Annotated in this window: 18 protein-coding genes and 1 other RNA gene; 3 read left to right on the top strand and 16 right to left on the bottom strand. The window is 43.7% G+C overall.

The window, feature by feature from the left end:
• The 6 genes from FZ954_RS11805 to FZ954_RS11410 all read right to left on the bottom strand — a co-directional run.
• The coding region (locus FZ954_RS11805) for a KxYKxGKxW signal peptide domain-containing protein (RefSeq protein WP_187423374.1) at nucleotides 1-3,947 on the bottom strand (3,947 nt) is incomplete at its 3' end.
• A 392-nt stretch (nucleotides 3,948-4,339) separates the two neighbouring features.
• Nucleotides 4,340-5,812: a cell division site-positioning protein MapZ family protein gene (locus FZ954_RS11430; RefSeq protein ID WP_148878437.1), complete on the bottom strand. Its 1,473-nt coding sequence runs from the start codon at nucleotides 5,810-5,812 to the stop codon at nucleotides 4,340-4,342.
• A gap of 12 nt (nucleotides 5,813-5,824) precedes the next feature.
• Complete coding sequence (locus FZ954_RS11425; protein WP_148878436.1) at nucleotides 5,825-6,979, bottom strand: class I SAM-dependent RNA methyltransferase; 1,155 nt, start codon at nucleotides 6,977-6,979, stop codon at nucleotides 5,825-5,827.
• 196 nt (nucleotides 6,980-7,175) lie between these two features.
• Nucleotides 7,176-7,543, bottom strand: an RNA gene (rnpB, locus tag FZ954_RS11420) — RNase P RNA component class B.
• Nucleotides 7,544-7,557: 14 nt separating this feature from the next.
• Nucleotides 7,558-7,902: a cell division regulator GpsB gene (gene gpsB, locus FZ954_RS11415; RefSeq protein ID WP_148878435.1), complete on the bottom strand. Its 345-nt coding sequence runs from the start codon at nucleotides 7,900-7,902 to the stop codon at nucleotides 7,558-7,560.
• Between the two features lie 71 nt (nucleotides 7,903-7,973).
• On the bottom strand, nucleotides 7,974-8,501 hold the full coding sequence (locus tag FZ954_RS11410; RefSeq protein ID WP_148878434.1) for a DUF1273 domain-containing protein: 528 nt from the start codon (nucleotides 8,499-8,501) through the stop codon (nucleotides 7,974-7,976).
• Between the two features lie 67 nt (nucleotides 8,502-8,568).
• Here FZ954_RS11410 and recU point away from each other — a divergent pair, with 67 nt between their 5' ends.
• Together recU and pbp1a are read left to right on the top strand one after the other, a co-directional pair.
• Nucleotides 8,569-9,174 carry a Holliday junction resolvase RecU gene (recU, locus tag FZ954_RS11405; protein ID WP_148878433.1) on the top strand — a complete coding sequence of 202 codons (606 nt, stop codon included), beginning with the start codon at nucleotides 8,569-8,571 and terminating at the stop codon, nucleotides 9,172-9,174.
• Nucleotides 9,167-11,323, top strand: coding sequence for a penicillin-binding protein PBP1A (gene pbp1a / locus FZ954_RS11400; RefSeq protein WP_062005708.1), 2,157 nt, complete (start codon nucleotides 9,167-9,169; stop codon nucleotides 11,321-11,323). Before recU ends, pbp1a begins: the two co-directional genes overlap by 8 nt.
• Before the next feature lie 80 nt (nucleotides 11,324-11,403).
• Here pbp1a and pepC read toward each other — a convergent pair whose 3' ends face one another.
• The 9 genes from pepC to secA form a co-directional block, all read right to left on the bottom strand.
• Nucleotides 11,404-12,750, bottom strand: a complete 1,347-nt coding sequence (gene pepC / locus FZ954_RS11395; RefSeq protein WP_148878432.1) for an aminopeptidase C — start codon at nucleotides 12,748-12,750, stop codon at nucleotides 11,404-11,406.
• A 133-nt stretch (nucleotides 12,751-12,883) separates the two neighbouring features.
• A complete protein-coding gene (nadE, locus tag FZ954_RS11390) occupies nucleotides 12,884-13,708 on the bottom strand; it encodes an ammonia-dependent NAD(+) synthetase (protein ID WP_148878431.1) in 825 nt (274 codons plus the stop codon).
• The gene (locus FZ954_RS11385) at nucleotides 13,705-15,165 is read right to left on the bottom strand and encodes a nicotinate phosphoribosyltransferase (RefSeq protein WP_148878430.1); all 1,461 of its coding nucleotides are present in this window, start codon (nucleotides 15,163-15,165) and stop codon (nucleotides 13,705-13,707) included. Before FZ954_RS11385 ends, nadE begins: the two co-directional genes overlap by 4 nt.
• A 314-nt stretch (nucleotides 15,166-15,479) precedes the next feature.
• The gene (recG, locus tag FZ954_RS11380; protein ID WP_148878429.1) at nucleotides 15,480-17,495 is read right to left on the bottom strand and encodes an ATP-dependent DNA helicase RecG; all 2,016 of its coding nucleotides are present in this window, start codon (nucleotides 17,493-17,495) and stop codon (nucleotides 15,480-15,482) included.
• Nucleotides 17,496-17,526: 31 nt separating this feature from the next.
• A complete protein-coding gene (gene alr, locus FZ954_RS11375; protein WP_148878428.1) occupies nucleotides 17,527-18,633 on the bottom strand; it encodes an alanine racemase in 1,107 nt (368 codons plus the stop codon).
• Nucleotides 18,623-18,985 carry a holo-ACP synthase gene (gene acpS / locus FZ954_RS11370; protein WP_045498572.1) on the bottom strand — a complete coding sequence of 121 codons (363 nt, stop codon included), beginning with the start codon at nucleotides 18,983-18,985 and terminating at the stop codon, nucleotides 18,623-18,625. Before acpS ends, alr begins: the two co-directional genes overlap by 11 nt.
• Nucleotides 18,986-19,181: 196 nt before the next feature.
• Complete coding sequence (locus FZ954_RS11365) at nucleotides 19,182-20,219, bottom strand: 3-deoxy-7-phosphoheptulonate synthase (RefSeq protein ID WP_148878426.1); 1,038 nt, start codon at nucleotides 20,217-20,219, stop codon at nucleotides 19,182-19,184.
• A gap of 1 nt (nucleotide 20,220) precedes the next feature.
• A complete protein-coding gene (locus FZ954_RS11360; RefSeq protein WP_148878425.1) occupies nucleotides 20,221-21,252 on the bottom strand; it encodes a 3-deoxy-7-phosphoheptulonate synthase in 1,032 nt (343 codons plus the stop codon).
• Between the two features lie 16 nt (nucleotides 21,253-21,268).
• On the bottom strand, nucleotides 21,269-23,788 hold the full coding sequence (secA, locus tag FZ954_RS11355; protein WP_148878424.1) for a preprotein translocase subunit SecA: 2,520 nt from the start codon (nucleotides 23,786-23,788) through the stop codon (nucleotides 21,269-21,271).
• 229 nt (nucleotides 23,789-24,017) lie between these two features.
• Here secA and queG point away from each other — a divergent pair, with 229 nt between their 5' ends.
• Nucleotides 24,018-25,142 carry a tRNA epoxyqueuosine(34) reductase QueG gene (queG, locus tag FZ954_RS11350; RefSeq protein WP_148878423.1) on the top strand — a complete coding sequence of 375 codons (1,125 nt, stop codon included), beginning with the start codon at nucleotides 24,018-24,020 and terminating at the stop codon, nucleotides 25,140-25,142.
• A 78-nt stretch (nucleotides 25,143-25,220) separates the two neighbouring features.
• Here queG and FZ954_RS11345 read toward each other — a convergent pair whose 3' ends face one another.
• Nucleotides 25,221-25,937, bottom strand: a complete 717-nt coding sequence (locus FZ954_RS11345) for a YebC/PmpR family DNA-binding transcriptional regulator (RefSeq protein WP_045498557.1) — start codon at nucleotides 25,935-25,937, stop codon at nucleotides 25,221-25,223.
• Nucleotides 25,938-26,095 lie beyond the last annotated feature (158 nt).

The following is a 26,095-nucleotide window of genomic DNA, read 5'->3' as shown; positions in this document are numbered from 1 at the left end:
GCACTTGCTGAGACAGACTGGCTCAAGCTCAATGACGCTGAAGCTGATTCGCTTGCTGAAACTGATTGGCTCAGGCTCAATGATGCTGAGGCACTTGCACTTGTTGAAACGGATTGGCTCAAGCTTACTGATGCTGAAGTGCTTGTGCTTGCTGAGACAGACTGGCTCAGGCTTACTGATGCTGAAGCACTTGCGCTTGTTGAGACAGACTGGCTCAAGCTCATTGACGCTGAAGCAGACTCGCTTGCTGATACAGACTGGCTTGCGCTCATTGAGGTTGAAGCACTGGCACTTGCTGAGACAGACTGGCTTGCGCTCAATGACGCTGAAGCACTTGCGCTTATTGAAACAGATTGACTCAAGCTTACTGATGCTGAAGCACTGGCACTTGCTGAGACAGACTGGCTCAAGCTCAATGACGCTGAAGCTGATTCGCTTGCTGAAACTGATTGGCTCAGGCTCAATGATGCTGAGGCACTTGCACTTGTTGAAACGGATTGGCTACCGCTCAATGAAGTTGAGGCACTTGCACTTACTGAGACTGACTGACTTGTGCTCAATGAGGTTGAAACAGATTCACTTGCCGAAACTGACTGGCTCAAGCTCAACGATGCTGAAGCACTGGCACTTACTGAGACTGACTGGCTACCACTCAACGAAGCTGAAGCACTATTACTTAATGAGACGGATTGGCTACCGCTCAGCGATACTGAAGCACTATTGCTCAATGAGGCTGACTGACTCAAGCTCAGTGATGCTGAAGCGCTCTTGCTCAATGAAACTGACTGACTCAAGCTCAACGATGCTGAAGCACTATTACTTAATGAGACAGATTGACTACCACTCAACGATGCTGAGGCACTTTTACTCAATGAGACAGATTGACTCAAGCTCAATGAAGCGGAGGCACTCTTGCTTAGTGAGACTGACTGGCTACCACTCAATGACGCTGAAGCACTCTTGCTTAATGAGACGGATTGGCTACCACTCAATGAAGTTGATGCACTCTTACTTAGTGAGATGGATTGGCTCAAGCTTAATGATGCGGAGGCACTCTTACTCAATGAAACTGATTGGCTGCCGCTCAATGAGGTTGATGCGCTCTTGCTCAATGAAACTGAACGGCTCAAGCTCAATGAAGCAGCGCTCTGACTCACTGAGACAGACTGACTACCGCTCACTGAGGCCGAAACACTATTTCTCGCTGAAACCGAGCGGCTGGCGCTCATCGATGCCGATTGGCTATTGCGCAAGGAAGTAGACAAGCTCTGGCTAGCAGAAACTGAACGGCTGGCGCTCGTTGAAGCCGACGCACTCGCTGATGTACTTGCACTTACTGAGGCACTGGTTGACTGTCTTTGACTTAGACTAGTTGAAGTACTGCTACTCTTATACTCACTATCAGAAAGTTTTACAGTGAACGTATCCGTAGTCTTATCTTTATAGATAATGGTAACTGTTCCATTGTTACTAATAGTAAAGGAATCAATACGTTTTTCCTGCTTATTGTTTAGTTTCTCAACAGCCGCCAATATACGAGTTTTTTCTTGAGGTTTTAATTCAGAAACATTCTCTACTTGGAAGGTTTCGGTCGGTGCTACCCCTTCCATAATATCTGTCAGTCTACCTTGCACAATACGGACATTACCTGGCGAAGCATTTCCTGCACTATTTTTATTCCCAGCCTTATCCGTTGCTACTGCATTACGTTGCCAACTATTTCTACCATTTTTATCGTACTCTAGATTATCATTCAAATGAGCTCTTACTGTAATGCGAGCTGGACTAGCAGTAGTTGCTGTGATATTCCCCGTTAAATGATCTACTGTTCCCGTCCCATATTTATTATCTTCAAAGAAATTATTTTTAAGGGCTGAACCATTTGCATCTTCATTTGAAACAATCTTAAATTCTGATAATTGCCCGCTATTATCTGTAGCAGTGAAATTAATTTGAATATCATCTCCTGCGTACACAATATAGTTGCCGTTTACAGGTGTTAGAGTTTGACCGTTACGAGTCACCGTCGCACTTGGAACTGGAATAGCATCCACATTAGCTGGGATAACAGTTGTAGTATTATCACGGTAGGTAATGGTAATATTCCCATTTTCAGCTACCGCAATCGTTCCGGTTACGCCATCTTTCGTAAAATCACTACCAGATAAAAGCGACTGGTTTTTTTCTTTAAATTTTTCAAGTACTTGATTGCGTTCACTTACAGTCAAAGAAGAGGGATTCTTAACAATAACGGTATCCCCACTAACTGGGTTGTGGCGTTCGTTGAAGCCTTTGATATGGAAATTCGTACGTGCTGTCGCAGTCAGGCGATGAATATCTGTTACTGTGTACTCCAGAACATAGGTACCTGGTTTATAGGGTTTCCAAGTACCGTTTTCACGACCCACCATCCCTGTTATGTCAATGGTGTATGACCTTTGGGCACCTGTTTGTCTTCCCGATCTATCATAGGTATATAGATCTCCAAATCCCCTTTTCTTGCTAGCTGGATAGTTCGGTGCATTTAAACCTGTAATAATAGCATTGGATGGGGAAGCCGTGATTTTATCCATCCCTTGATCATCATTCAGCCTTATCTGGAAATTAACTGTTTCATCATTATAAATTGTGATAGTAGATGGCATAGAAATCGTAGGCGGATTAGAGGCTGCACGTGAGTGTGTCCCTCTAGCAATTTCTGTCCCATTTCGTGGATCACGCACACCAGAATTAGCCGCAAAAACAGCATTAATAATCGAATTACGTGCTAAAGTAGCTTTTTGCACTACTGTTGTTAAATCACTAGTCGGATCAGTCAGGGCTTTTTCAATTTCTGTTACTGCAGCATTGGCCTTAACAAGAGCTGAATCCGTATTTGGCAAACCAACTGCTTTTGCTAGATAGTCACCTATTTCAGCTGAAAGATTGGTCAACTTCCTACGGTTTTCTTCTTGTTGTTTAGCAGTGACAGACTCTTTTGGTGAAGTGGTCACGGTCTTATCTACCGTTTGACTCTTCTCAGCTTGTTTGAGCGCATCCTTGCCTTGAGCTTGGTTCTTATCCGCTAGCACACCAGCGGCCAAGTTGTTGCTGGTTGCTAGAGCTTGGCTATTGCTCAAAGTAGCGCTAGCTAAACTTTGTCCTGCACCAGATGAAACAAAGCTATCAGCAACATTGACTCTGATATCCAGTGAGACAGAATTAGAAGCTGAGACGGAAGCATCAGCTACTGACGCGCTAGTTAGCACTTTATCCTGCTCTAGAGAAGTTGTATTGTTAGCACTTTCTAGCTTAGCGGGCGCTTTGCTCTCTGATACTTTTGCAGCAGGCGCAGTACTCACTGATTTGCTAGTCAAGACTGAATTGCTAGCAGATACAGACCGGCTGATAGAAGTTAAGTTACTAGCGGAAACTGATTGGCTGAGCGATTGACTAACAGACTGGCTAGTCGAGATACTAAGAGAGACTGACTCACTTGTAGAGACTGAAGCGCTGACTGACTGACTAACTGAAACAGAGGCCAACTCAGAAGCCTGTTCTGCTTTTGCTTTTCGCATTTCTGCTTGCGCTTGAGCAATGATCGAATTTGTACTTGCTTCTGTTGCTTCTTCATTGTCCTTGACTTCAGCTGAAATAACTGCTTTATCAGTAGATTCAGATATTTCATCTGCATAGACAGACTGCTCCTGAGTCACCATTAGCCCCGCTGCCCCAGCGGCTAATATCCCTCCCAGACCTGCAAGAGTATTGAGGCTCAGATGGTCGTGATCAAGCTCTTCAGTATCTGACAAGCTGCTTGAGACAACTTCTCCCATTCCACCGATACGAAAGAGGTCGAGTTGAGAATTTGAAGCTTTTACCCAATTTTTCCCAGACTTATAGAGCTTATACCGCTTCTTTTCGTCAATAATCTCGAAATCTTTGTTATATTTCTTACTTCGAAACATCCTTTTCCTTTCCTTTTCCAACATGCCAGTTTTTGTTAATCTCATGACCATTAGCAAAGAAGCTGGCTTATTGCATGCTATAGTTTATAAGCAAAAATACACACTTTTTTACATTTTTATTCTAGGTGCCCTAATGCTCCAGATAGTATTTTAACAAAAATAAGACAAGAATTCAATCTATTGAAATCTTTATTTATTGACAATAAGCTTGATAAATCAAGCTATTTTAAACTATCCATATTAACCTAGAGATTTAAACTACAGGTTAATATAGTAATTAACAATAAGTAACTATTTATACAAAAAAGCTAGACGGCTGACCCAAGATACTTGACTCAGAACCGTCTAACTTTTTCTTTATCATATTTTGAATGAGTTAGCGAGAAAGGTGATTAATAATCCAAATCTTCTGCATACCCAGCTCCATTCCCTACAAAGTAGCCTGTCTTACAGTTCATACTAAATAGATAAGTACCATCTGGTTTATAGAGATTGTAGTAGCCATTCCCCTTGACAATGTTAACTTTTTCAAGGATAAACTGATCTCCTGTGATATAGCCACGCTCGCGAGACACCTTGAGGATCGTTTCTAAAACACCTGGATTGAATGTCCAAGCAGGATTGTTCACATCATCGATAGCTGCTTGATTGTAAGGCACACGGCTAAGGTGGCGCTGGAGGTTAACTCCTGCACTTGGCAGTCCGATACCAGTTTCTGCATTTCTAATGCCACTAGGATCACTAGGCGCTGGATTAACAGCTGGCGGCGTTGATGGTGCAGCTGGCACTGTTGGTGTTGTTGATGGCGCTGACGGTTCCACTGTTGGACTAGGCGCCGGTGCTGGTAGCTGCTGACTGCGTCCTTGAGCAATAGCCGCCTTCAAGACCTCATCCAACTTGCTATTACCTGTCGATACATCTGGAAGATTAGCGTTTTCTTTCACTTGGGCATCCGTCTTCAAGAGACCATCAACGATAGCACCCGTATTGAATTGCGAATTCACACTTTGGATAGCAGAAATTTGCTTGACAAGGTCATCATATTTCTTCTTAGCAGCTGTATATTCTGAGCTGCCAGTTAAGACATCTAACTTAGCTTTCAGCTTATCCAAATCGCCAAACTTGTCATTTTTGATAGCTGTCTGACTACTATCCGTAAAGAAGCTGGCATAAAGGTCTTCAAATTCTTTAGCAGCCTCTTTCTTAGCTTCACTGGAACTTGCAGATTTCTTTTTGCTAGAAGAAACGGTCGAACCGGAACCAGTTGTCGACTTGTGGCTCCCCCACCCTTGATGAAAATACCAAGTCGTTCCAGCGGCAAGTGCTACAAGACCTAAGGCCGAGTATAGGAAGCCTTTCTTCTTGTAGAAAGGTTTTGTCTCAGGATCGTCCTCATCTTCAAATACTGTCGGAACTGGATTTGATACCGGCTTTGTTGCCGGGATGATTGGTGCTTCAGCTGCAACTGTTAGCGCTGGTTGTGCGGCCTTTGTAGCCTCTACATTTGCCGAGTTTGCAGCTTCTGCTTTCACTGGCTGCACCGAAGGTAATGGCACATTGGCAGTATTTTCCTTCGCCTGAGACTGACTCTTAAGCTGTTTGATGGTCTCTTGTATCAAAGCTTCTTTTTGTTGTGCCAGCTCTTCCATGATTCTCAGCTTTTGGGTTTCAAATTTCCCAGCCTCGATTTCATCTCGGTGTTGCTTGATGTATTTATCAAGGATATTATCTCCTTCAGTCACACCAGCTTCGACTTCCTCGTTTTTCCGAGCAGCCTGACCGACCGTCATTTCTTTCGCATCTTCTAAGTCAAGAACGGTTTCCTTTGATTCTTGCTCTGTTGGCATCTTTTCTTCTTTGCTCACAGCATTTCCTTTCTAATCTAGTTGTCTTTTGACCCTTTGGCCAAAGTATTGATATAAATCAACTTTTAAAGTACCATTGTAAAGTTTTCGCTTTTTATCCGCCTGACTGCCATATTTGGCTTCAAAGGCCTCATCACTGGTCAAGATAAATTTACTCCAGGTCTTCAACGGAGCAAAGGTCTCTCCCATTTCTTGATAGAGCTTGGTCACCGCATCATCGTCCAACAAACGCTCACCATAAGGCGGATTGGAGATAATAACCCCATTGATTTTGTCCGTATGAAGGTCTTGTAGACGCATTTGCTTAAATTGAATCTGGTCAGCAACACCCGCTTCTTCCGCATTTTTCTTGGCAATCTCTACCAGACGAGCATCCAAATCGGAACCTGAAATATCCAGCTGGATGTCTTGGTCAATCTGAGCTAGGGCCTCTGCCCGAAGCCGACGTACCAAGTCCTTGTCAACCCAATTCCAGTCTTCAAAAGCAAAGGAACGATGTAAACCTGGCGCCATCTTCATCCCAATCATAGCCGCTTCGATACAGAAGGTTCCTGATCCGCAAGTCGGGTCAATCAAGGGTTTGTCCGGATACCAGTTCGACAAAAGCAAAATCGCTGCTGCCATATTTTCCTTGATTGGCGCTCCGCCTTTTTCTATCCGATAGCCACGTTTGAACAAGCTAGAACCGCTGGTATCAATCATGACCGTCACAAGGTCTTTTAAAATGGAAACTTCAATCTTAAACTCTGCTCCATTTTCCTGCAAGGGGACACCTTCTGGACGAGCATAATGCTTTTGCAGTTTTTTCACAACTGCTTTTTTTGAAATGGCTTGAACACTGGGCTCATTATTCAGTTTTGACTTGACGCATTTGGCTTTAGAAATGGGAAATTTGGCACCTAAGGGCAAATAATTTTCCCAGTCCAAAGCAAAGACGCCTTGAAAAAGCTCTTCAAACGTTTTGGCTGGAAATGTTCCCACAACAATCTTAATCCGATCTGCTGAGCGTAGCCAGAGATTGGTTTGAATGATGGTAGCCATGTCTCCACTAAAGCGAACACGGCCATTTTCAACCTGACAATCTATGCCCAAATCCCGAATCTCACGGCCAACCACAGCTTCCAGACCTGCCGCCGCTGTAGCAATTAAATTAAATTTTTCTTTCATTCTTTCTTACTCTATCAATTTCTGATTGGGCACACTCTAAAAGCTGGCCTCAGCTAGAAATCAGAATGTTCTTGCTTAACCACCCTCTTGAGAAAAGCCTTACTTTCCTCATTTTATCCCTTCAGCTCACTTCTGTCAAAGGGAATCTATACCTTAATCAAAAAGCTAGCATACGCTAGCTAACCTATGTGCAATTTTCTATAAGCCATGTTTTGTTCCAGAAATGACTAGGTACCATCTCCTTCGATAATCATCTGTCTACTGTTTCCAGTCAGAATGCTATGTTCGTTTCCACGCATTCCGTGCCCCGACCAAAGTTTGGGTTGCTAGCTTGAGGGGTTTACCGCGTTCCACTTCTTCTGTTTCCAGAAGAACTACGTCACTGTGGCACTTTCAGACCTATTCAGACCTATCTAAAGACTTAGCCTTTTCAGTCGCCGTAACGGATTGCTCCGTCCCTAGGCTTATTGTTTCGCCTAGCACAAACACTACCAGCATCACAGCCGGTGCTAGCATGGACTTTCCTCATGAAAATATTAAATCTTCACGCGATTATCCAAAAATTGCACTCTGCAGCATTATTGCTCCTCGCTGTCCAGAATTTGTTTACCAAAAACTTCCTTTTCCAAACGGCTTAAGCGTTTCAAAATATCGAAGTTTGTCGCTGTTCCCATCTGTGGCATCTCAATCGTTGGTTGAGCTGGCTGACTAGGCGTTGAAGGAGTAGCAGTTGCTTGATCAGATACTTGTTCCTTCAGAAGGGCAATCTCCTCACGTAACTCCTTTACCAAAGCTGCATAAGTTTCATAATCCTTAATCACATCATCCAAAAACTCATCCACTTCAGCCTTGCTATATCCTCGCACTTCACGCTTAAAGTCTTGATCAAAAATATCTTTTGCTGTATAAATAATACTCGCCATGCTCTCACTCCAATCTAGTTTATCATATCCAATTATATACGAAATCACCTATAAAAAGCAAGATTTATACCCTACTTTTCCGAAAAAATTTCTGCAACCTCATTCAGATCATCAAATGTTAATTTTTTGATAAAATACTGTTCTTGATTCTTCATCTCCCTGTAAAGATACTTAAGATTGGTCTCATTTTCCTCATCGTAAAACAGGTAAGCTCCATCCGTATTCTGAAGCAAAAATTGGTTGTACTCACGAAACTGACTCGGATTTTGGTAGCTAGGATAAGCATATTTGACAAAATCTACTTGTTTAAAATCTGCTAGTTTAGCCTGATTTCCTTCGTTCCAATTTTTTCCCTGATCCTCAAAAAGAAAAATTGTCGCAATCTTGAAATTATAATCTTCTCTCAATTCCTGAGCAACTTCCAAAACCCAAGTTTCAAAACCTAGATTTCCCGTAAAGATGAGCCACTCCAATCCTTCATCCAGCAGGCGCCGCAAATCCCGTCTGACCGCCTCTTTGATGATCTTGATCCGCATGTCTTTTTCATTCATAATGCCAAGTTCAAAAGCCTTGTAACCTACAATTAATAGACTTGTCATTTATTCTCCCTCAAAAAATATTTTTATGATATAATAGAGTGATGTTATTGTACCAATAAGGAGTTTTATGGTCAACTACCCTCACAAGCTAAAGATAAAAAGTAAACTAGCCCATCCAGGTTCAAAGACGACTGTTAACTTTGCCAATCGTGGGATGTCTTTTGAGAAGATGATCAACGAATCCAACAACTACTATTTGAGTAGGGGGCTCGCTGTCATTCATAAGAAGCCGACACCCATTCAGATTGTCAAAGTGGATTATCCTCAACGCAGTCGTGCAAAGATTGTGGAGGCCTATTTTCGACAGGCATCCACGACTGATTATTCTGGTGTCTTTAAGGGACATTATATTGATTTTGAAGCCAAGGAAACACGGCAAAAAACAGCCATGCCTCTGAAGAATTTCCATCTACACCAGATTGAACATATGGAGGCTGTCCTTCAGCAAAAAGGAATCTGCTTTGTCTTACTGCACTTCTCTAGCTTGCGGGAGACTTATCTACTTCCGGCATCTTATCTCATTACATTTTATAAGATGGATAAAGGTGGAAAATCCCTTCCTTTGTCTTACATTAAAGAACATGGATTTTTAATCGAAACAAAGCAATTTCCAAGCATCCCTTACCTTGAAATTATCGAACAAAAACTACTAGGTGGTATCACAAATGAATAAACAAACCCTTTTGCAGGCCTTAAAATATCTTGCAACTGCCCTCTTATCTCTCTTTATCATTGGAGTTGTGACTGGCGTTCTTGTCTTCACATACTATGTCGCCAAGTCTCCTACCCTTTCTGAGAAGGATCTTGTCGCAACAACTTCAAGTAAGATTTACGATAGCGATAACAATCTGATTGCGGACCTCGGTTCTGAAAAGCGTGTCAATGCGTCAACAGACCAGATCCCTACACAGCTAGTAGATGCCATCGTTGCGATTGAGGACCACCGCTTCTTTAATCACCGTGGGGTTGATTTCATTCGGATAGGAGGAGCCTTCCTAAGCAATCTGAAAGGAGGCGGACGTCAAGGGGGATCTACCTTAACCCAGCAGTTGATCAAGTTGACTTATTTCTCCACTTCCTCAGCGGATGCTACCCTTTCTCGGAAAATCCAAGAAGCATGGCTGGCAACTCAACTTGAGCGAAAGGCTACCAAGCAAGAAATCCTGACTTATTATGTCAATAAAGTCTATATGTCTAATGGAAATTACGGGATGCAAACAGCTTCTCAAAGTTACTATGGTAAAGATTTGAAAGATTTGACCCTTCCTCAGATTGCCCTGCTTGCAGGAATGCCTCAGGCTCCTAACCAATATGACCCTTACACAAATCCAGAAGCTGCCACTCAGCGTCGTAATCTCGTATTATCTGAAATGTATGAACTCAAGTACATCTCACCAGAACAATACGAACAAGCTATCAATACACCAGTGACCGACGGCTTACAGAGCTTGAAAAATTCAGCTAGCTATCCTGCCTATATGGATAACTACTTGAAAGAAGTTATTGAGCAAGTCGAAGAAGAAACTGGCTACAATGTCCTTACGACTGGTATGGAAGTTTATACCAACGTTAATACCGAAGCACAGAAAAAATTGTGGGATATTTACAACACGGAAGAATATGTTGCTTATCCAGATGATGAACTGCAAGTGGCATCAACCGTTATGGATGTTACCAACGGGAAAGTCATTGCCCAACTGGGTGCTCGCCATCAGTCTTCCAACGTTTCTTTTGGTACCAACCAAGCAGTCGAAACGAATCGCGACTGGGGTTCTACCATGAAACCAATCACTGATTATGCCCCAGCCTTGGAATACAATGTTTTCACTTCCACCGCTGCCTCAATCCAAGATGCTCCTTACTATTTCCCTGGAACCTCTACTCCTGTCTATAACTGGGATAAACGCTATTATGGCTGGATTACTATCCAATACGCTATCCAAGAATCCCGTAACGTACCAGCCGTCAAATCGCTGGAAGCAGTCGGATTAGATAATTCATTGAAATTCCTCAATGGCCTTGGCATTAATTATCCTGAAATGCATTATTCTAATGCGATTTCAAGTAATACAAGCGAATCTGGTAACCAATACGGAGCAAGTAGCGAAAAAATGGCTGCTGCCTACGCTGCCTTTGCTAATGGCGGTACATATTACAAACCACAATATGTAAACCGAGTTGTCTTTAGCGACGGTACAGAAAAAGTCTTTTCAAATGGCGGTTCAAAAGCTATGAAAGAGACGACAGCCTACATGATGACCGACATGATGAAGACCGTTCTTCAGTCTGGAACTGGTACTAATGCTGCAATTCCAGGAGTCTATCAAGCAGGTAAAACTGGTACTTCCAACTATGCAGATGATGAGCTAGAGAAGTTGACAAAACCTTATTACAGTTCTAGCATTGTGACACCAGACGAGCTGTTCGTTGGCTACACTCCACAATACTCTATGGCTGTTTGGACCGGTTACTCAAATCGCCTCACTCCTGTTTTAGACGATGGAGTTAAGGTGGCAACCGATGTTTACCGCTCTATGATGCTCTATCTGACAGGTTATAGCAATGAAGACTGGACACCACCAAGCGGACTTTTCCGTAGCGGATCCTATCTCTATCTCAATGGTACTTCAACTTACAGCCGCGCTTATAGCCAATCATCTTCAAGCTCCACTTCTGAGTCAAGCTCAGAGTCTTCAAGTCAAAGTACGAGTGAATCTAGCGAAGAACATAGTAGTACCAACTCTAGTTCCCAAACAAGTTCAACAAGTTCTGGAACAACCAGCAGCTCAACTAGTTCTAACCAAGGAGCTGAACATCGTTAAACTAAAAAAGCTTGGATTTTAGAAATCCAAGCTTTTTTATGTTTAAATAAATCAATAGCTTTCTGCAATTGCTCATCCTATCAAATCATTTCGCCATTAGCAAGAGCTCCCATTGGATCCCACGGTGCTAGGACAATTGGCTCTGCATTGTAGGCTGCCAACTCTTCTGGAGTCAAGAATTCTTTTCTGACTACGATTTGGTAAGTGTACTCATCCATCCAAGCGTCGCTGGCGACAAAGTAGCCCTTATCTCCAACCTTTTCACCCCAAGAATTTTCTACCTTCCATTTTTTAGCTTGACCCTTTTCATCCAAGTCTACTCCAGCCAGTACCATGGCATGAGTCATGAGGCTTTCGCTGTAATCAAGACGACCTGCTTTATCTTGAGTCAACTGGATATCCATACTAGAGGTTAAATCATGCATACCTGCTTCCATGATACCAGCCTTGCGATTGCTGGACTGACCCACATCAGAGCCAAACCAAACGGTCTCACCAGCCTGCATCTGAGCGATTGCCAATTCCTTGAGACGTTTCATTTCTACATTCAAATAGCGAACAGGCTTACTGCCGACTACATTGCCCAACATCTCGACTGTGTATGACTTGCCATAAGGTTTATCGGCCGTTGGCGCATTGATAATCGACACATAGTCATCCAGCTTGAGGTCAACATATTTTTGGTAAAAGGCCCGCGGAGTCAAATCAGCTTCCCTATGGTAATTACCGTCCTTGTCTCGATATGCAAAGTCAAATTTCCGAGGCGGTAAGCCCAACGACATCGCTAAAAAGTTGAAAATTTCCTGCAGCAAAGCTTCTTTCTTAGCTTGTAGCGTAGCCTCATCTGCACCATTCAGGGCCAATTCACGCAAGATTTGCGCATCCTGACGCAACAGTTTATTGAGAATTTGATTGAGCTCACGGCTATTGCTGGAAGAAATTGACTCTGGATAGACTGACTTAGGCACGACGCCGTATTTCTCAAAAAGTGCCACGACCATATCCCACTGACCGCCATCCTGCTGAGGCGTATCTAGGAGAAACTTGACCTTGCGACTAGTCAATTCTTGGTCAGACGTTGCCAAAACCTGCTCCAAGAACCAGTTGGACTTTTCATACTTATCCCAAAAGAAGGTATGAGCCTGAGATAGCTCAAAATCCTCCAATTGGAAACCTGCAATCATCTTGTGGCGGAAAGTATTGAGAGCCGCAAACATCCAGCAGCGGCCAGATGCTTTTTGGTCACTGACCTTGTCTTTGGTGAGATCCAGTGAGAAAACAGGTGCATTTTCTACAGCAGCAGTCCGTTTTTCTAAAGAAGTCAAGAGCCCATTGTGGCTAATAGCATTTTCCATCGCTGCATACTTGGGGTTAGCCTCATAAGCAGCGTACAACTTATCTGTAAAATCTTGTTTTAATGAATTCATAGAATCCTCCTTGTCATTATACATCTATTATAGAACTTTAAAAAAAGAGCGCAAGTAAAAAAGTTAGGCAAGCCTAACTTTTTCATTGCTTTCTCGTTTCTTGACTCAGACTAAAAAGTTTCGATCGAGATTCTCACTTCCAAAATTCATCAAAAATCGTAATCGGCAAATGGCGTTTGTGCTGACCTTTGTGCCACCAAGACTCGATCGTTTCTTGTGCTTGGGCTGAAACGGACTTCCCTTCGAGATAGTCGTCAATTTCATTATAGGTCACGCCTAAAGCTACTTCATCGGCAATCCCCGGTTTTTCCTCTTCCAAATCAGCCGTCGGCACCTTTTCATAGAGGGCCGGATCCGCTCCTAAGGCAGCCAAAAGTTGCTTACCTTGACGTTTATTGAGACGGTAAAGTGGTAAAATATCCGCTCCGCCATCCCCAAACTTGGTGAAAAAGGCCGTGACATTTTCTGCAGCATGGTCGGTCCCAATGACAGCCCCACTGTATGAACCAGCCAAAGCATACTGGGCAATCATACGACTGCGGGCCTTGATATTGCCCTTGTTAAAATCAGAGACTTTGGCACCCGTTGCTTCTACAGCCTTTGTCATGGCATCAGCGGATTCTTTGATATTGACTGTCAGACTGACATCAGGCTGGATGAAAGCCAAAGCTTTTTGGGCATCGTCTTCATCTGCCTGAACACCGTAAGGCAGGCGGACAGCGATAAAGCGGTAGCTATCATCCCCAGTCTCGGCCCGCATTTCCTCTACAGCCAGCTGAGCTAAGCGGCCAGCCAAGGTTGAGTCCTGACCACCAGAAATGCCCAAAACATAACTTTTCAAAAAAGGGTGCTTTCTCAGATAGGCCTTGAGAAAGTCCACCGATTTGCGGATTTCTTCCTCTGGATCAATGACTGGTTTGACGCCTAGTTGGCGGATGATTTCTTCTTGTAGGCTCATTTTTCTGCTCCTGTCTGGTAGGCTTTCTTGCGCATCTGGTCAATCAAGTCCATCTTGTCCTGCCAAATATCACGCGCCAAATCGACCGGATAATCTTGTGGATTGAGGACCCGCTTGTATTCGTCCCAGAGTTTGTCAAATTCTTGGCGGGCATAGTCCTGAATCTCAGACAGACTCGGCAAATCGTAAGCGAGCTGACCTTCTTTATAAATATCCACCAAGAGCGGCACCGCATCAAAATTCTTGACTGTTTTATTGATATAAGTATAAGTCGGATGGAACATTTCGAGCTCTTCCTGATGATTGACATCCACACCATCATAAGTGATGTAATCGCCCTCGGACTTGCCTTTTTCACGGCTGGTAATCCGCCAAACCTGCTTCTTGCCCGGAGTCGAAACCTTTTCAGCATTGTTGGAGAGCTTGATGGTGTTGCGTAAGTGTCCATTCTCATCTTCAATCGCTACAATTTTGTAAACAGCACCCAGAGCTGGCTGATCGTAGGCAGTAATGAGCTTAGTTCCCACGCCCCAGACATCAATCTTGGCCTTTTGCATTTTTAAGTTGAGGATGGTATTTTCATCCAAATCATTGGAAGCGTAAATTTTAGCATCTGGGAAGCCCGCTTCATCTAACTGCTGGCGAACTTTTTTAGAAATATAGGCCAAGTCTCCAGAATCGATCCGCACACCTAAGAAATTGATTTTATCCCCAAATTCACGCGCTACACGAATGGCCGTAGGAACCCCGATCCGAAGCGTATCGTAGGTGTCTACCAAGAACACACAGTCCCGATGAGTACTTGCATAAGCCTTGAAAGCCTCGTAATCATTGCCATAAACCTGCACAAGTGCATGGGCATGCGTCCCCAGAACGGGAATATCAAAGAGCTTACCTGCTCGAACATTGCTGGTGCCATTGGCTCCACCGATAACGGCCGCCCGCGTACCCCAAATCGCCGCATCCATTTCCTGAGCACGACGGGTACCAAACTCCATCAACGGCTCATCTTCGATCACAGAGCGGATGCGAGCTGCCTTGGTCGCAATCAAGGTTTGGAAATTCACGATATTTAAAATCGCTGTTTCCACCAACTGACATTGAGCCAGCGGTCCTTCGACCTGAACAATCGGCTCATTGGCAAAAACCAAATCTCCTTCTTTAGCTGAACGCACGGTCAGCTGCATCTTGAAATCGCGTAAATACTCTAAGAAAGCTCCATTATAGCCCAAAGACGCTAAATAGTCCAAATCCGTCTGACTGAATGTCAAATCATTCAGATAAGCCACAATCCTCTCTAAGCCCGCAAAAACGGCATAGCCATTATTAAAAGGATTCTTGCGAAAATAGACTTCAAAAACAGCACGCTTATTATGGATACCTTCGTTGAAATAAACCTGCATCATATTGATTTGGTATAAGTCTGTATGTAAAGTCAAACTGTCATCTGGAAACATAATTGAGCTCCTTTTATCATAGTTATTCTATATTATAACATAAATTGCAAGAAAGCCTTGATTCAATAGCAAAATACCTCCAGAATTTCTTCCGGAGGTATCTTCTTTTATCTTTCACTTGGAATTATTAGATTCCATAAGTCTTGTTCACGCGGCGCATCTGTTTGAATTCTTTTTTATAGGTTACTTTAACTGCTACTTTCATTTTTGCCACCTCGTTTCTTTTGATACTTTTATTATAGACCTCAAAGCTTAAGGAAGGCTTAGAATTTTCTTGCAGAAAGCTTAAACAAATAAATCCAAACTTTATCTAGCTAGTCCAGATAATCGCGTTTTTCTAGATGCAGGGATACTAGGTGCCAGTTGGCATCCTGCCGCCAGCTAGGATTGGCGACTATTTGACTGGCTACCTTGCGCGCTTCTTCCAGAATGGGATAATCCTCCACGATGTCCGCCACCTGAAACTCTGGAATACCAGACTGACGGGTACCGAAAATTTCACCAGAGCCACGCATCTTGAGGTCTTCCTCAGCCAGAACGAAGCCATCTGTTGTCTCGGTCATGATTTTCATCCGTTTCTTGCCAGACTCTGTCTTGGGATTGGCAACTAGAACGGCATACGATTGCTTATTTCCCCGACCAACTCGGCCCCGCAGCTGATGAAGCTGGCTGAGTCCGAAGCGATCAGCATCCATGATAACCATGATGGTCGCATTCGGAACATTGACGCCGACTTCAATAACTGTAGTTGACACTAGAATATCCGTTTTCCCATCCTTGAAATCCTGCATAATGGCTTCTTTTTCGTCATTTTTCATACGACCGTGAAGGAGAGCCACCTGAGCCTGATTGGCAAAGTAGGCCTTAAGTTCTTCCTCTAGAGCAATCGCATTTTTTAAATCCAAAGCCTCCGATTCCTCAATCAAGGGAGAAATAAAGTAGACTTGGGCGCCCTTGGCCAGCTCTTTTTTCATCCAGTCCAAAACCACTTCTAATTGCTCGTGCTTGACCCAGCGAGTAATGATGGGCTTGCGGCCAGCCGGCATCTGGTCAATGATGGAGACGTCCATATCGCCAAAAGCGGTAATAGCCAAAGTTCGAGGAATCGGCGTGGCTGTCATCATGAGAACGTCTGGATTATTTCCCTTTTCCCGCAAAATCCGACGCTGGTCCACCCCAAAACGATGCTGCTCATCAATGATGACTAAGCCAAGTCGATGATAAACTACCCCTTCCTGAATCAAGGCATGAGTGCCGACCACCATATCTACTTGCCCCGACTCTATGGCAGCTAAAGTCTCTCTGCGTTCAGCGGCTTTCATGCCACCAGTCAGGAGGGCCAAATTCAGCTCAGGAAAGAGCTGAGCCAGGCTGTCCAGATGCTGCTCAGCCAAGATTTCTGTCGGAACCATCAAAGCCGACTGGTAACCTGCCGTATAGGCGGCATACATGGCCAAACCAGCCACAACGGTCTTACCACTACCAACATCTCCCTGCAGGAGGCGGTTCATGTGGCCAGGCGATTGCAAATCACTAAGAATTTCTTCCAGACTCCGCTCCTGAGCTTCCGTCAGGGCAAAAGGCAGCTCAGCCTTCTTTTGAGCCAGCATTTTTTCCTGCCAAGGAATAGCCAGTCCCTGGCTGACATCCTTGGTCTCATGCTTCAGAACCTGCAGTTGCATCTGGAAATAAAAAAGTTCTTCAAACTTGACTCGACGCACAGCCTGCTTGTATTCCGCTAAGTCCCTAGGAAAGTGCATGGCACGCACAGCTTGAGTGCGCCCCAAAAGCTGGTAGCGTTCCAGAAGGATAGTAGGGAGATTTTCCTCCAATAACTGATCTAGACCTTGGTCAAAGGCCGCCTTAATCAGTTTAACTAGACTGGCCTGACTGATCCCTTGGGCAACTCGATAAACAGGCTGCAAGTCGTCTTCGACCTGAGCTAACACCTTCATCCCCGTCAGACTAGCCTTGGCTTTATCCCATTTACCAAAAATAGCCACCGTTGCTCCCAGCTCAATCTTATCTGCCAGATAAGGCTGATTGAAAAAATTGACTGCAATCGCGACTTCTCCCTGCTTGATTGTGAAACGCAGGCGATTGCGCTTGTAGCCATAATACTGAACATTAGCTGGAGTCGCGACGATCCCCGAAATGACCGCCTTTTCTCCATCTTCTAAATCAAGGACATTCTTACTCTTAAAATCTTCATAGCGAAAAGGAAAATAGAGCAGGAGATCCTGCAGGCTCTCAAGGCCTAGTTTTTTAAATTTTTCAGCCGATTTTGGCCCCACTCCTGGCAGAGCCGTCAAAGCCTGGTGCAGATTCATCCTGTCTCCTTTCCTTCTTCTTGATTGTCTTTTACTTTTTATACTCTCTCGGTACCCTATCGCTGATTAAGCAGACCACTTCATAATTGATCGTACCACGTTTGTCTGCCACATCCGTTGCTGTGATAAGCTCGGCGCCGCTCTGGCCAATCAAGACCACCTTCGTTCCCAAAGGATAGACTCGAGGCAGACGCACCGTGATCTGATCCATGGAAACACGACCGACAATTGGACAGCGCTGACCATCGATCAAGACATCAAAGCCCTGCATATCCCGGGTCCAGCCATCAGCGTAACCCAAAGGAATGGTTCCAATGATTTGCTGGCTATCACTGGTATAGGTTGCCCCATAGCCAACATGGACTCCCGCTTGAATTTCTTTGATATGAACCAAGGCAGATTCTAAACTCAAAGCTGGTTTAACCGCATATGGCAAGTCCAGCACTCGTCCGCTAGGATTCAACCCATAAATAATATCGCCCAGCCGAACAGCATTCATAATCGTTTCACTATGCCAAAGAGTTGTTGCAGAGTTACTAGCATGCACAACTGGCGGCAAGAAAGCTAACTCACTCAAGACCTCTTTAAATCGACTTAATTGGGCTACAAAATGACTTGTATCTAATTCATCTGCAGTTGCAAAATGAGTGAAAATTCCTTCTACCACAGCACCTGCTGCTTGCAGGCGACTAATTGCCTGCTGGGCTTCTTGACTATCACGGAAGCCAATACGTCCCATGCCTGAATCAATCTTGATATGAACAGTCAAGCCCGTCAGATTAGCTTGCTGGCTCAAGAGTTCCTCCAACCAAGCTAGGCTGGCCACTGTCAAAGTAATCTGCTGCTGGATCGCTAAAGACACAGCCTCTAGTGAGGAAACACCCAAAATAAGAATGGATTTAGCAATGCCAGCTTCTCGTAGTTCGAGGGCTTCGTCAATATTAGACACACAAAAACCATCTACAAGGGGCTGGACGTACTGAGAGACAGGAACCGCACCATGTCCATAAGCATTGGCCTTGACTACTGCCCACTTCTGGACCGACTGGGGAATATGAGCCGCAATTTGCTCAATATTAAATGCAATAGCAGACAGGTCTATGACTGCTTTAGTGGGTCTATGTAGACTAGCTTTCATTGTCTTCCTCCAAAATCACACTGGCGGTTACTAGATTTCCGGCATGACTGATTGATAGCCATACCGAACCAGCAAAGGGAGACTTACTAAAATAAGGTGCCCCCTTATCATCATTTAAAATTTCCAAATCTTGAAAAGTCACAGGGCCAATACCGGTCCCCCAAGCCTTGGCAAAGGCTTCTTTAGCTGACCAGCGACCCGCCAAATATTCCAGCTTGCGCTTTCCCTTTAAGGAGCCAAACCGAGCCAACTCCTGAGCTGTCAAGATTTTCTCAGCAAAGCGCTCATTCTTCTCATAGGCCCGACCAATGCTAGAAATCTCTTCTATATCTATTCCATGTCCTCTTATCATACTTCTATTAAGAATACAAGACAAGGCTCTTCTCCCAAGGAGATTGAAAGAAAATCTAATTTCGACAAGGCAAACCGATGAAAATGACACTGAAATGCATCAAAGAGGTTTAACATCATCAAAATTAGATTTCGTAGAGTATGAGCTTGCCTATATTCATTAGCAGACTTCTACCAAAGCCTCCTAATCCTTTCTTTTAAGCTTCTTTTTCTAAGGTATCATAGATTTCCTGAATGAGCTCTTCTGTCTTATCCCAGCCCAAGCAAGGATCGGTAATAGACTTACCAAAGACTTCTGGCTCATTCTGGCGGCCATCCTCCAAATAGGACTCAATCATGAATCCACGCACAGCCTTCTTGATTTGCTCATTCCAAGCACAGTTGATCAGAGTCTGACGGATAATCCGGATCTGCTCCAAATACTGCTTTCCAGAATTATCATGGTTGGTATCAATCAGGATAAAAGGATTGGTTAGTTTCATTTCTTCATAGCGTTTAATCACATCCAGAAGATTTTCGTAATAGAAGTTAGGCTTGTTCTTACCGTACTCATCTAACGCACCACGCAAAATCACATGCGCAAGAGGATTTCCTAACGTTTCTACTTCCTGACCATGATAAAGGAAGATTTGCTTATTTTGAGCAGCATAGACGGCATTAAACATGACCCCAAGATTGCCAGATGTTGGATTTTTCATACCAACCGGAGCGTCAATGCCAGACGCTACAAAGCGGTGTTCTTGGTCTTCAACCGATCGAGCACCTACGGCATGATAACTAACCAAATCATCTACCAGCACTAGATTGGAAGGATAGAGCATTTCATCAGCAGTAGTCAAGCCTGTCTCAGTAATGACTCGGTAATGAAGCTGGCGCACTGCCTTTAACCCATTGATCAAGCTTGGACTTTTTGAAGTATCTGGCTGGTGAACGAGCCCCTTATAGCCGTCCCCATTGGTCCGAGGCTTGGCAGTATAGACCCTCATGACGATAAAAATCTTATCCGCTACTTTCTGCTGGAGGTCGGCCAACCGGCGAGCGTACTCCAATACCGCCTCTTCATTGTCAGATGAGCAGGGTCCGATAACCAAGAGCAAACGTTGATCTTCTCCCTTGATGATGGCGGCTAATTCCTGATCACGCTGATGTTTCTTTTTCAGAGCTTGGTCTGACAAAATCGTTGCAGACTTGATCTGCTCGATGTCAATTTCCTGACCTTTTTCTATAAATGCCATATTATTTACCTAGTGTGTCGTATATCTCATGGACGAGTTCGACTGTCTTATCCCAGCCTAGGCATGGATCTGTGATAGATTTGCCAAAGACTTCTGGTTCATTTTGTCGGCCATCTTCCAAGTAAGATTCAATCATAAAGCCACGAACAACCTTCTTGATTTTATTATTCCAGTCGCGGTTGATCAAAGTCTGACGGACAATACGGACTTGCTCCAAATACTGCTTGCCAGAGTTGTCATGGTTGGTATCGATGATGATAAATGGATTTTCTAATCCCATTGCTTCATACTGGGCGATTGTGTCCAGCAGATTATCATAATAGTAGTTCGGAATATTCTTCCCATATTCATTGATGACACCGCGCAGAATCGCATGGGCCAAAGGATTTCCGCTCGTCTCTACTTCTCGATTTGCAAAGAGGAAGCTCTGCTTGTTCTGAGCCGCATAAATGCCATTAAACATGACATTTAGATTGCCAGATGTTGGATTTTTCAGGCCAGTTGGGAAATCCGCTCCACTGGCCACAAAGCGGTGCTGCTGATCCTCAACAGAACGAGCACCGATCGCCATATAGGAAATCAAATCATCTACTAGGGGAAGATTTTCTGGATAAAGCATCTCGTCAGCCGTCGTCATTCCAGTTTCTGAAATCACGCGGTAATGCAGATTGCGAACCGCCTTAATACCGTTGATTAGGCTAGGTGCCGATGTCGCATTAGGCTGGTGAATCAAGCCCTTGTAGCCATCACCATTGGTCCGTGGCTTGGCTGTATAAACCCGCATGACCATAAAGATCCGATCTTTGACTTCTTCCTGAAGAGCTGCCAAACGCTTAGCGTATTCCAAGACAGCTTCTTCATTGTCTGAGGAGCAAGGACCGATAACCAAAAGGATGCGATCATCCTCACCGCAGATAATAGCTTCTAGTTGGCGATCTCGTTCTTGCTTACGAGCCAAAATAGAACCTTCTAACTTAGCAAGCTGACGCACTTCTGCTACATTGATTGGTTGACTAGTTGCTTTAAAGGTCATCTTCTCTCCTTATAAACTACTTCTTGCGACCATGACAGTTTTTAAATTTCTTACCTGAACCACATGGACATAAATCATTTCTTTTTACAGAGGATAAATCAACATCTTTTGGAAGATTTGGGTTTTGGGCAGCAATGTTTCGAGTAGCTGTCGTGCTGATACTGTGCTCTGTACGTGGACGTTCTTGCTCATGGATCTGTGCTTTCATCATGAGACGAGTCACATCAAACTCGATAGAGCCGATCATATCATTAAACATCCGGAAACCTTCTGCCTGATATTCAACAACTGGGTTGTTCTGAGCATATCCGCGAAGCCCCACAGCCTGACGCAATTGATCCAAGGCGTCGATATGATCTGTCCATTTATTATCTACAACTCGTAGAATCAGCACTTTTTGGAACTCTTGAACTGCTTCTTCATCACGAAGTTTAGAAACCTGATTGGCATAAACTTCAGAAGCTCGCTCCATCAAGTAATCTTTGATCTCTTGATTTGATTTACCTTCTAAATCATCAGCTGAGATAGAATCCTCTGCTACAAGATTATATTTAGCAAAATTCAGAATCGCTTCTATCTTTTCATCATGATCTGAATGACTGCTTCCATCTACAATCCGATTAATCGTCCGACGGATCATAGCATGAATTTCTGGAGCCAAATCACGGTCTGCTGTGATGACATCATAGCGTTGAGAATAGATAATTTCACGTTGTTCGCGCATGACATCGTCATATTGGAGGACTTGCTTCCGAGTATCGTAGTTATTTCCTTCAACCCGTTTTTGGGCTGCTTCCACCTGACGCGTTAGCATCCGAGACTTGATGACAGACTCTTCTTCGCTCAGATTCATCCGGTCTAGCAAGGCCTTAATACGCTCAGAACCAAAGCGTTTCATCAAATCGTCTTCGAGAGATAGGTAGAATTGTGATTCACCTGGATCCCCTTGACGACCTGAACGTCCACGAAGTTGGTTATCAATCCGGCGGCTTTCATGGCGCTCTGTACCAATAACACAAAGTCCACCCAATTCACGGACACCTTCACCTAGCTTGATATCGGTACCACGTCCAGCCATGTTGGTCGCGATGGTAATAGCACCACGTTGACCAGCATTCATGATAATCTGTGCTTCTTTATAGTGGTTTTTAGCATTCAAAACTTCATGAGGAATTCCTGCAGCCACTAATTTTTGGGAAAGATAGTCACTCGTGTCAACCGATACTGTACCGACCAAGACAGGTTGACCTGTTTTGTAGCGTTCCTTGACGTCTTCCACGACTGCTTTAAACTTCGCTTCCAAGCTAGGATACAGCAAATCTGGATGGTCAATACGTTGAACCGGACGGTTAGTTGGAATTGGAATTACACGGATATTATAAATTTCGCGGAATTCTTCTTCTTCTGTTTTACCAGTCCCTGTCATCCCTGATAGTTTTTTATACATACGGAAAAGGTTCTGGTAAGTAATCGAAGCAGATGTTTTTGATTCTTCTTGAATAGGCACAGCTTCTTTGGCTTCAATCGCTTGGTGGAGTCCATCAGAGAAACGACGACCTTCCATTGTACGTCCAGTAAATTGGTCAACGATGAGGATTTCCTGCTTTTCACTCACGACATAATCCACATCTAAGGTCATGATATAGTTAGCACGTAAGGCATTGTCGATAAAGTGAGTCAAAGCAACATTCTCAAGGTCGTATAGATTTTCTAAGTTAAAGTAACTTTCAGCCTTGTCAATACCAGAATCTGACAAACCAATCGTCTTAGATGGGATATCAATGATATAGTCATCTTTTTGAAGTGTTTTCACAAAGCTATCCGCTCTGTAATAAAGCTGATTCGTATCAGAAGCTGTCGGTCCTGACACGATCAATGGCGTACGCGCTTCGTCAATCAAGATAGAATCCACCTCATCAACCAAGGCATAGTTAAGCGGACGCTGTACCATATTTTCAGCCCGAACCACCATGTTATCGCGCAGGTAGTCAAAACCAATTTCAGAGTTGGTTGAGTAGGTGATATCACAAGCATAAGCTTCTCTTTTTTCCATTGGTGACTTAGATGCTAGGTTGATACCAACAGAAAGTCCCAACCAAGAATAAAGTTCACCCATTTCAGTCGCATCACGCTCAGACAAGTATTCATTGACTGTAACAACGTGAACTCCTTGGCCAGATAAAGCATTCAGGTAAACAGGCATAGTCGCTGTTAGGGTTTTTCCTTCCCCCGTACGCATTTCTGGCACATCACCATGGTGAAGGACAATCCCCCCCATAATCTGAACCTTATATGGGAAAAGACCTAAGACACGCTTAGCTCCTTCGCGGACAACTGCAAATGCTTCAAACAAAAGTTGATCCAAAGTTTCACCATTAGCATAACGTTCCTTAAATTCAACCGTTTTTGCTTGCAATTCTTCATCGGTCAAGGCTGCCATTTCGTCTTCATAGGACATGACCTTGTCCGCCATCTTTTCTAATTTTCTTATTTCACCTTTATCATTTTCGATGATTTTTTTTAAAATATTAGCCATTTTATTCCTTACTCGCTATGTTCTGTTTATAAATGTTTCCTCTCATTATAGCATGTTTCCCCTTATCTTTCAAGAAATAATCCATTTAGCAATTGGCTTAAAAGGCTGTCGTTTCTCTATTTACACGCTTATCTGCCTAACTCTTCTTGCACTCAAATTTGCTAAATAATCATGATTTTCACGAAGTAGTTTCTCGCATAATTCTCATAATTTCGATATAATAATAGCAATGAATATCAAAGAAGAAATTATCAAATTATCAAAAGAAATTGGCATTTCTAAAATTGGTTTTACGACAGCGGATGACTTTGACTATCTGGAAAAGTCGCTGCGCTTGGCTGTAGAAGAAGGTCGAAATTCAGGATTTGAACATAAAAACATCGAGGAGCGAATTAAGCCCAAGCTGAGTTTGGCCTCAGCTAAGACCATCATCTCTATCGCAGTCGCCTATCCCCACAAGCTCAAACAACAGCCACAAAAAACAGCCTACAAACGAGGAAAGTTCACTCCCAACAGCTGGGGACTGGATTACCACTATGTCCTACAGGACAAGCTAGATCGGCTTGCAAAGGGAATTGAGGAGTTAACTGCCGACTTTGAATATAAAGGCATGGTAGATACAGGAGCCTTGGTCGACACCGCTGTAGCCCGGCGAGCAGGAATAGGCTTTATCGGAAAGAACGGCTTGGTTATCTCCAAGGAATTTGGTTCCTACATGTTTTTGGGTGAGCTCATTACCAATCTGGACATCGAACCTGACCAGCCTGTCGACTATGACTGCGGAGACTGCAATCGCTGCGTGACGGCCTGTCCTACCTCCTGTCTCATTGGCGATGGGACTATGAACGCCAAGCGCTGCCTATCTTTTCAAACCCAAGATAAGGGTATCATGGGTCTAGAATTTCGCAAAAAAATCAAGACAGTCATCTATGGTTGCGACATCTGCCAAATTTGCTGCCCCTATAATAAAGGTTTAGACAATCCACTCGCAACTGAGATCGACCCCGAACTGGCCCATCCAGAGCTCCTACCTTTCTTGGAACTTTCTAATGGTCAATTTAAGGAAAAATTTGGCCATATAGCAGGTAGCTGGCGGGGAAAAAACATCTTGCAACGCAATGCCATCATTGCTCTAGCCAATGCCAATGACCGCTCTGCTATTCCCAAACTACTAGAAATTATCGATAAAGGGCAAAATCCTATCCATATCGCTACGGCCATCTGGGCTCTCAGTCAGCTAGTACGCGAGGCCAATCCTGAAATGATTGAGATGATTCTTGCTGTGAAAAATCCCACAGAAGCTATCAAAGAGGAACAGGAACAATTCCTAAAAAAATTTCACTTAACTAACTAAAAATAAATACAGTCTGATTTAGAAACTGCCTTAGAACGCAGCTTATACTAAATCAGACTGTATTTTTATGTTATTCAATTAGAATCCATCTACGTTGGTGTAGATTTTTTGGACATCTTCATCGTCTTCAAGGACGCTATACAATTTTTCGAAGGTTTCTAAATCTTCTCCTGTTAATTCCACTTCAGACTGAGGAATCATTTCCAGCTCTGTCACTTGGAATTCTTGGATACCAGATTCACGCAAAGCTACAATTGCTTTATGTAGGTCAGTCGGCGCTGTATAAACAGTGATACTTCCTTCTTCAGCCTCTACATCGTCCACATCTACATCTGCTTCTAAAAGCAATTCAAAGATGCTATCTGCATCATCACCAGCAAAAACGATAACGCCTTTATTATCAAAAAGATAAGACACAGAGCCACTAGCTCCCATGTTTCCGCCATTTTTCCCAAAGGCTGCACGGACATTGGCCGCAGTTCGGTTGACATTCGAAGTCAATGTATCAACGATTAACATAGAGCCATTTGGCCCAAAGCCTTCATAACGACCTTCTGTAAAGGTCTCGTCTGTATTTCCCTTAGCCTTATCAATCGCCTTGTCAATAACATGCTTTGGCACTTGCGCTTGCTTAGCGCGATCAATAACGAACTTAAGGGCTGTGTTCAACTCAGGATCTGGTTCACCTTTTTTCGCTGCTACATAGATCTCTACACCGAATTTAGCATAAACTTTTGAGTTTGCGCCGTCTTTAGCTGTTTTCTTAGCTACAATATTGGCCCACTTACGTCCCATTGGAATTTCTCCTTTAACTATTCTACATTTTTAATCTTCCTTATTATAACACAGGAAAGGCGAAAAATCATCCAACAAAAACAGGAAAGTCCCCAATTCCCTAAAATTATCTGCTGAAGTACGAACTAGATATAGAAAAAATTAGAGTACTAGTTCCT

It is taken from the genome of Streptococcus sp. Marseille-P7375, from assembly GCF_902460365.1.
In the GTDB taxonomy this organism is placed as follows: Bacteria; Bacillota; Bacilli; order Lactobacillales; family Streptococcaceae; genus Streptococcus; species Streptococcus cristatus_I.
Note: the sequence above shows the minus strand (reverse complement) of the source record. Positions and strands in the feature narration are given on the sequence as shown.

Bases quoted from the DNA above. Each gene is read 5' to 3' on its own strand.
- FZ954_RS11425 (WP_148878436.1), bottom strand. From the start codon at position 6,979: ATGAAAGAAAAATTTAATTTAATTGCTACAGCGGCGGCAGGTCTGGAA.
- gpsB (WP_148878435.1), bottom strand. From the start codon at position 7,902: ATGGCGAGTATTATTTATACAGCAAAAGATATTTTTGATCAAGACTTT.
- FZ954_RS11410 (WP_148878434.1), bottom strand. From the start codon at position 8,501: ATGACAAGTCTATTAATTGTAGGTTACAAGGCTTTTGAACTTGGCATT.
- recU (WP_148878433.1), top strand. From the start codon at position 8,569: ATGGTCAACTACCCTCACAAGCTAAAGATAAAAAGTAAACTAGCCCAT.
- pbp1a (WP_062005708.1), top strand. From the start codon at position 9,167: ATGAATAAACAAACCCTTTTGCAGGCCTTAAAATATCTTGCAACTGCC.
- pepC (WP_148878432.1), bottom strand. From the start codon at position 12,750: ATGAATTCATTAAAACAAGATTTTACAGATAAGTTGTACGCTGCTTAT.
- nadE (WP_148878431.1), bottom strand. From the start codon at position 13,708: ATGAGCCTACAAGAAGAAATCATCCGCCAACTAGGCGTCAAACCAGTC.
- FZ954_RS11385 (WP_148878430.1), bottom strand. From the start codon at position 15,165: ATGTTTCCAGATGACAGTTTGACTTTACATACAGACTTATACCAAATC.
- recG (WP_148878429.1), bottom strand. From the start codon at position 17,495: ATGAATCTGCACCAGGCTTTGACGGCTCTGCCAGGAGTGGGGCCAAAA.
- alr (WP_148878428.1), bottom strand. From the start codon at position 18,633: ATGAAAGCTAGTCTACATAGACCCACTAAAGCAGTCATAGACCTGTCT.
- acpS (WP_045498572.1), bottom strand. From the start codon at position 18,985: ATGATAAGAGGACATGGAATAGATATAGAAGAGATTTCTAGCATTGGT.
- FZ954_RS11365 (WP_148878426.1), bottom strand. From the start codon at position 20,219: ATGGCATTTATAGAAAAAGGTCAGGAAATTGACATCGAGCAGATCAAG.
- FZ954_RS11360 (WP_148878425.1), bottom strand. From the start codon at position 21,252: ATGACCTTTAAAGCAACTAGTCAACCAATCAATGTAGCAGAAGTGCGT.
- secA (WP_148878424.1), bottom strand. From the start codon at position 23,788: ATGGCTAATATTTTAAAAAAAATCATCGAAAATGATAAAGGTGAAATA.
- queG (WP_148878423.1), top strand. From the start codon at position 24,018: ATGAATATCAAAGAAGAAATTATCAAATTATCAAAAGAAATTGGCATT.
- FZ954_RS11345 (WP_045498557.1), bottom strand. From the start codon at position 25,937: ATGGGACGTAAGTGGGCCAATATTGTAGCTAAGAAAACAGCTAAAGAC.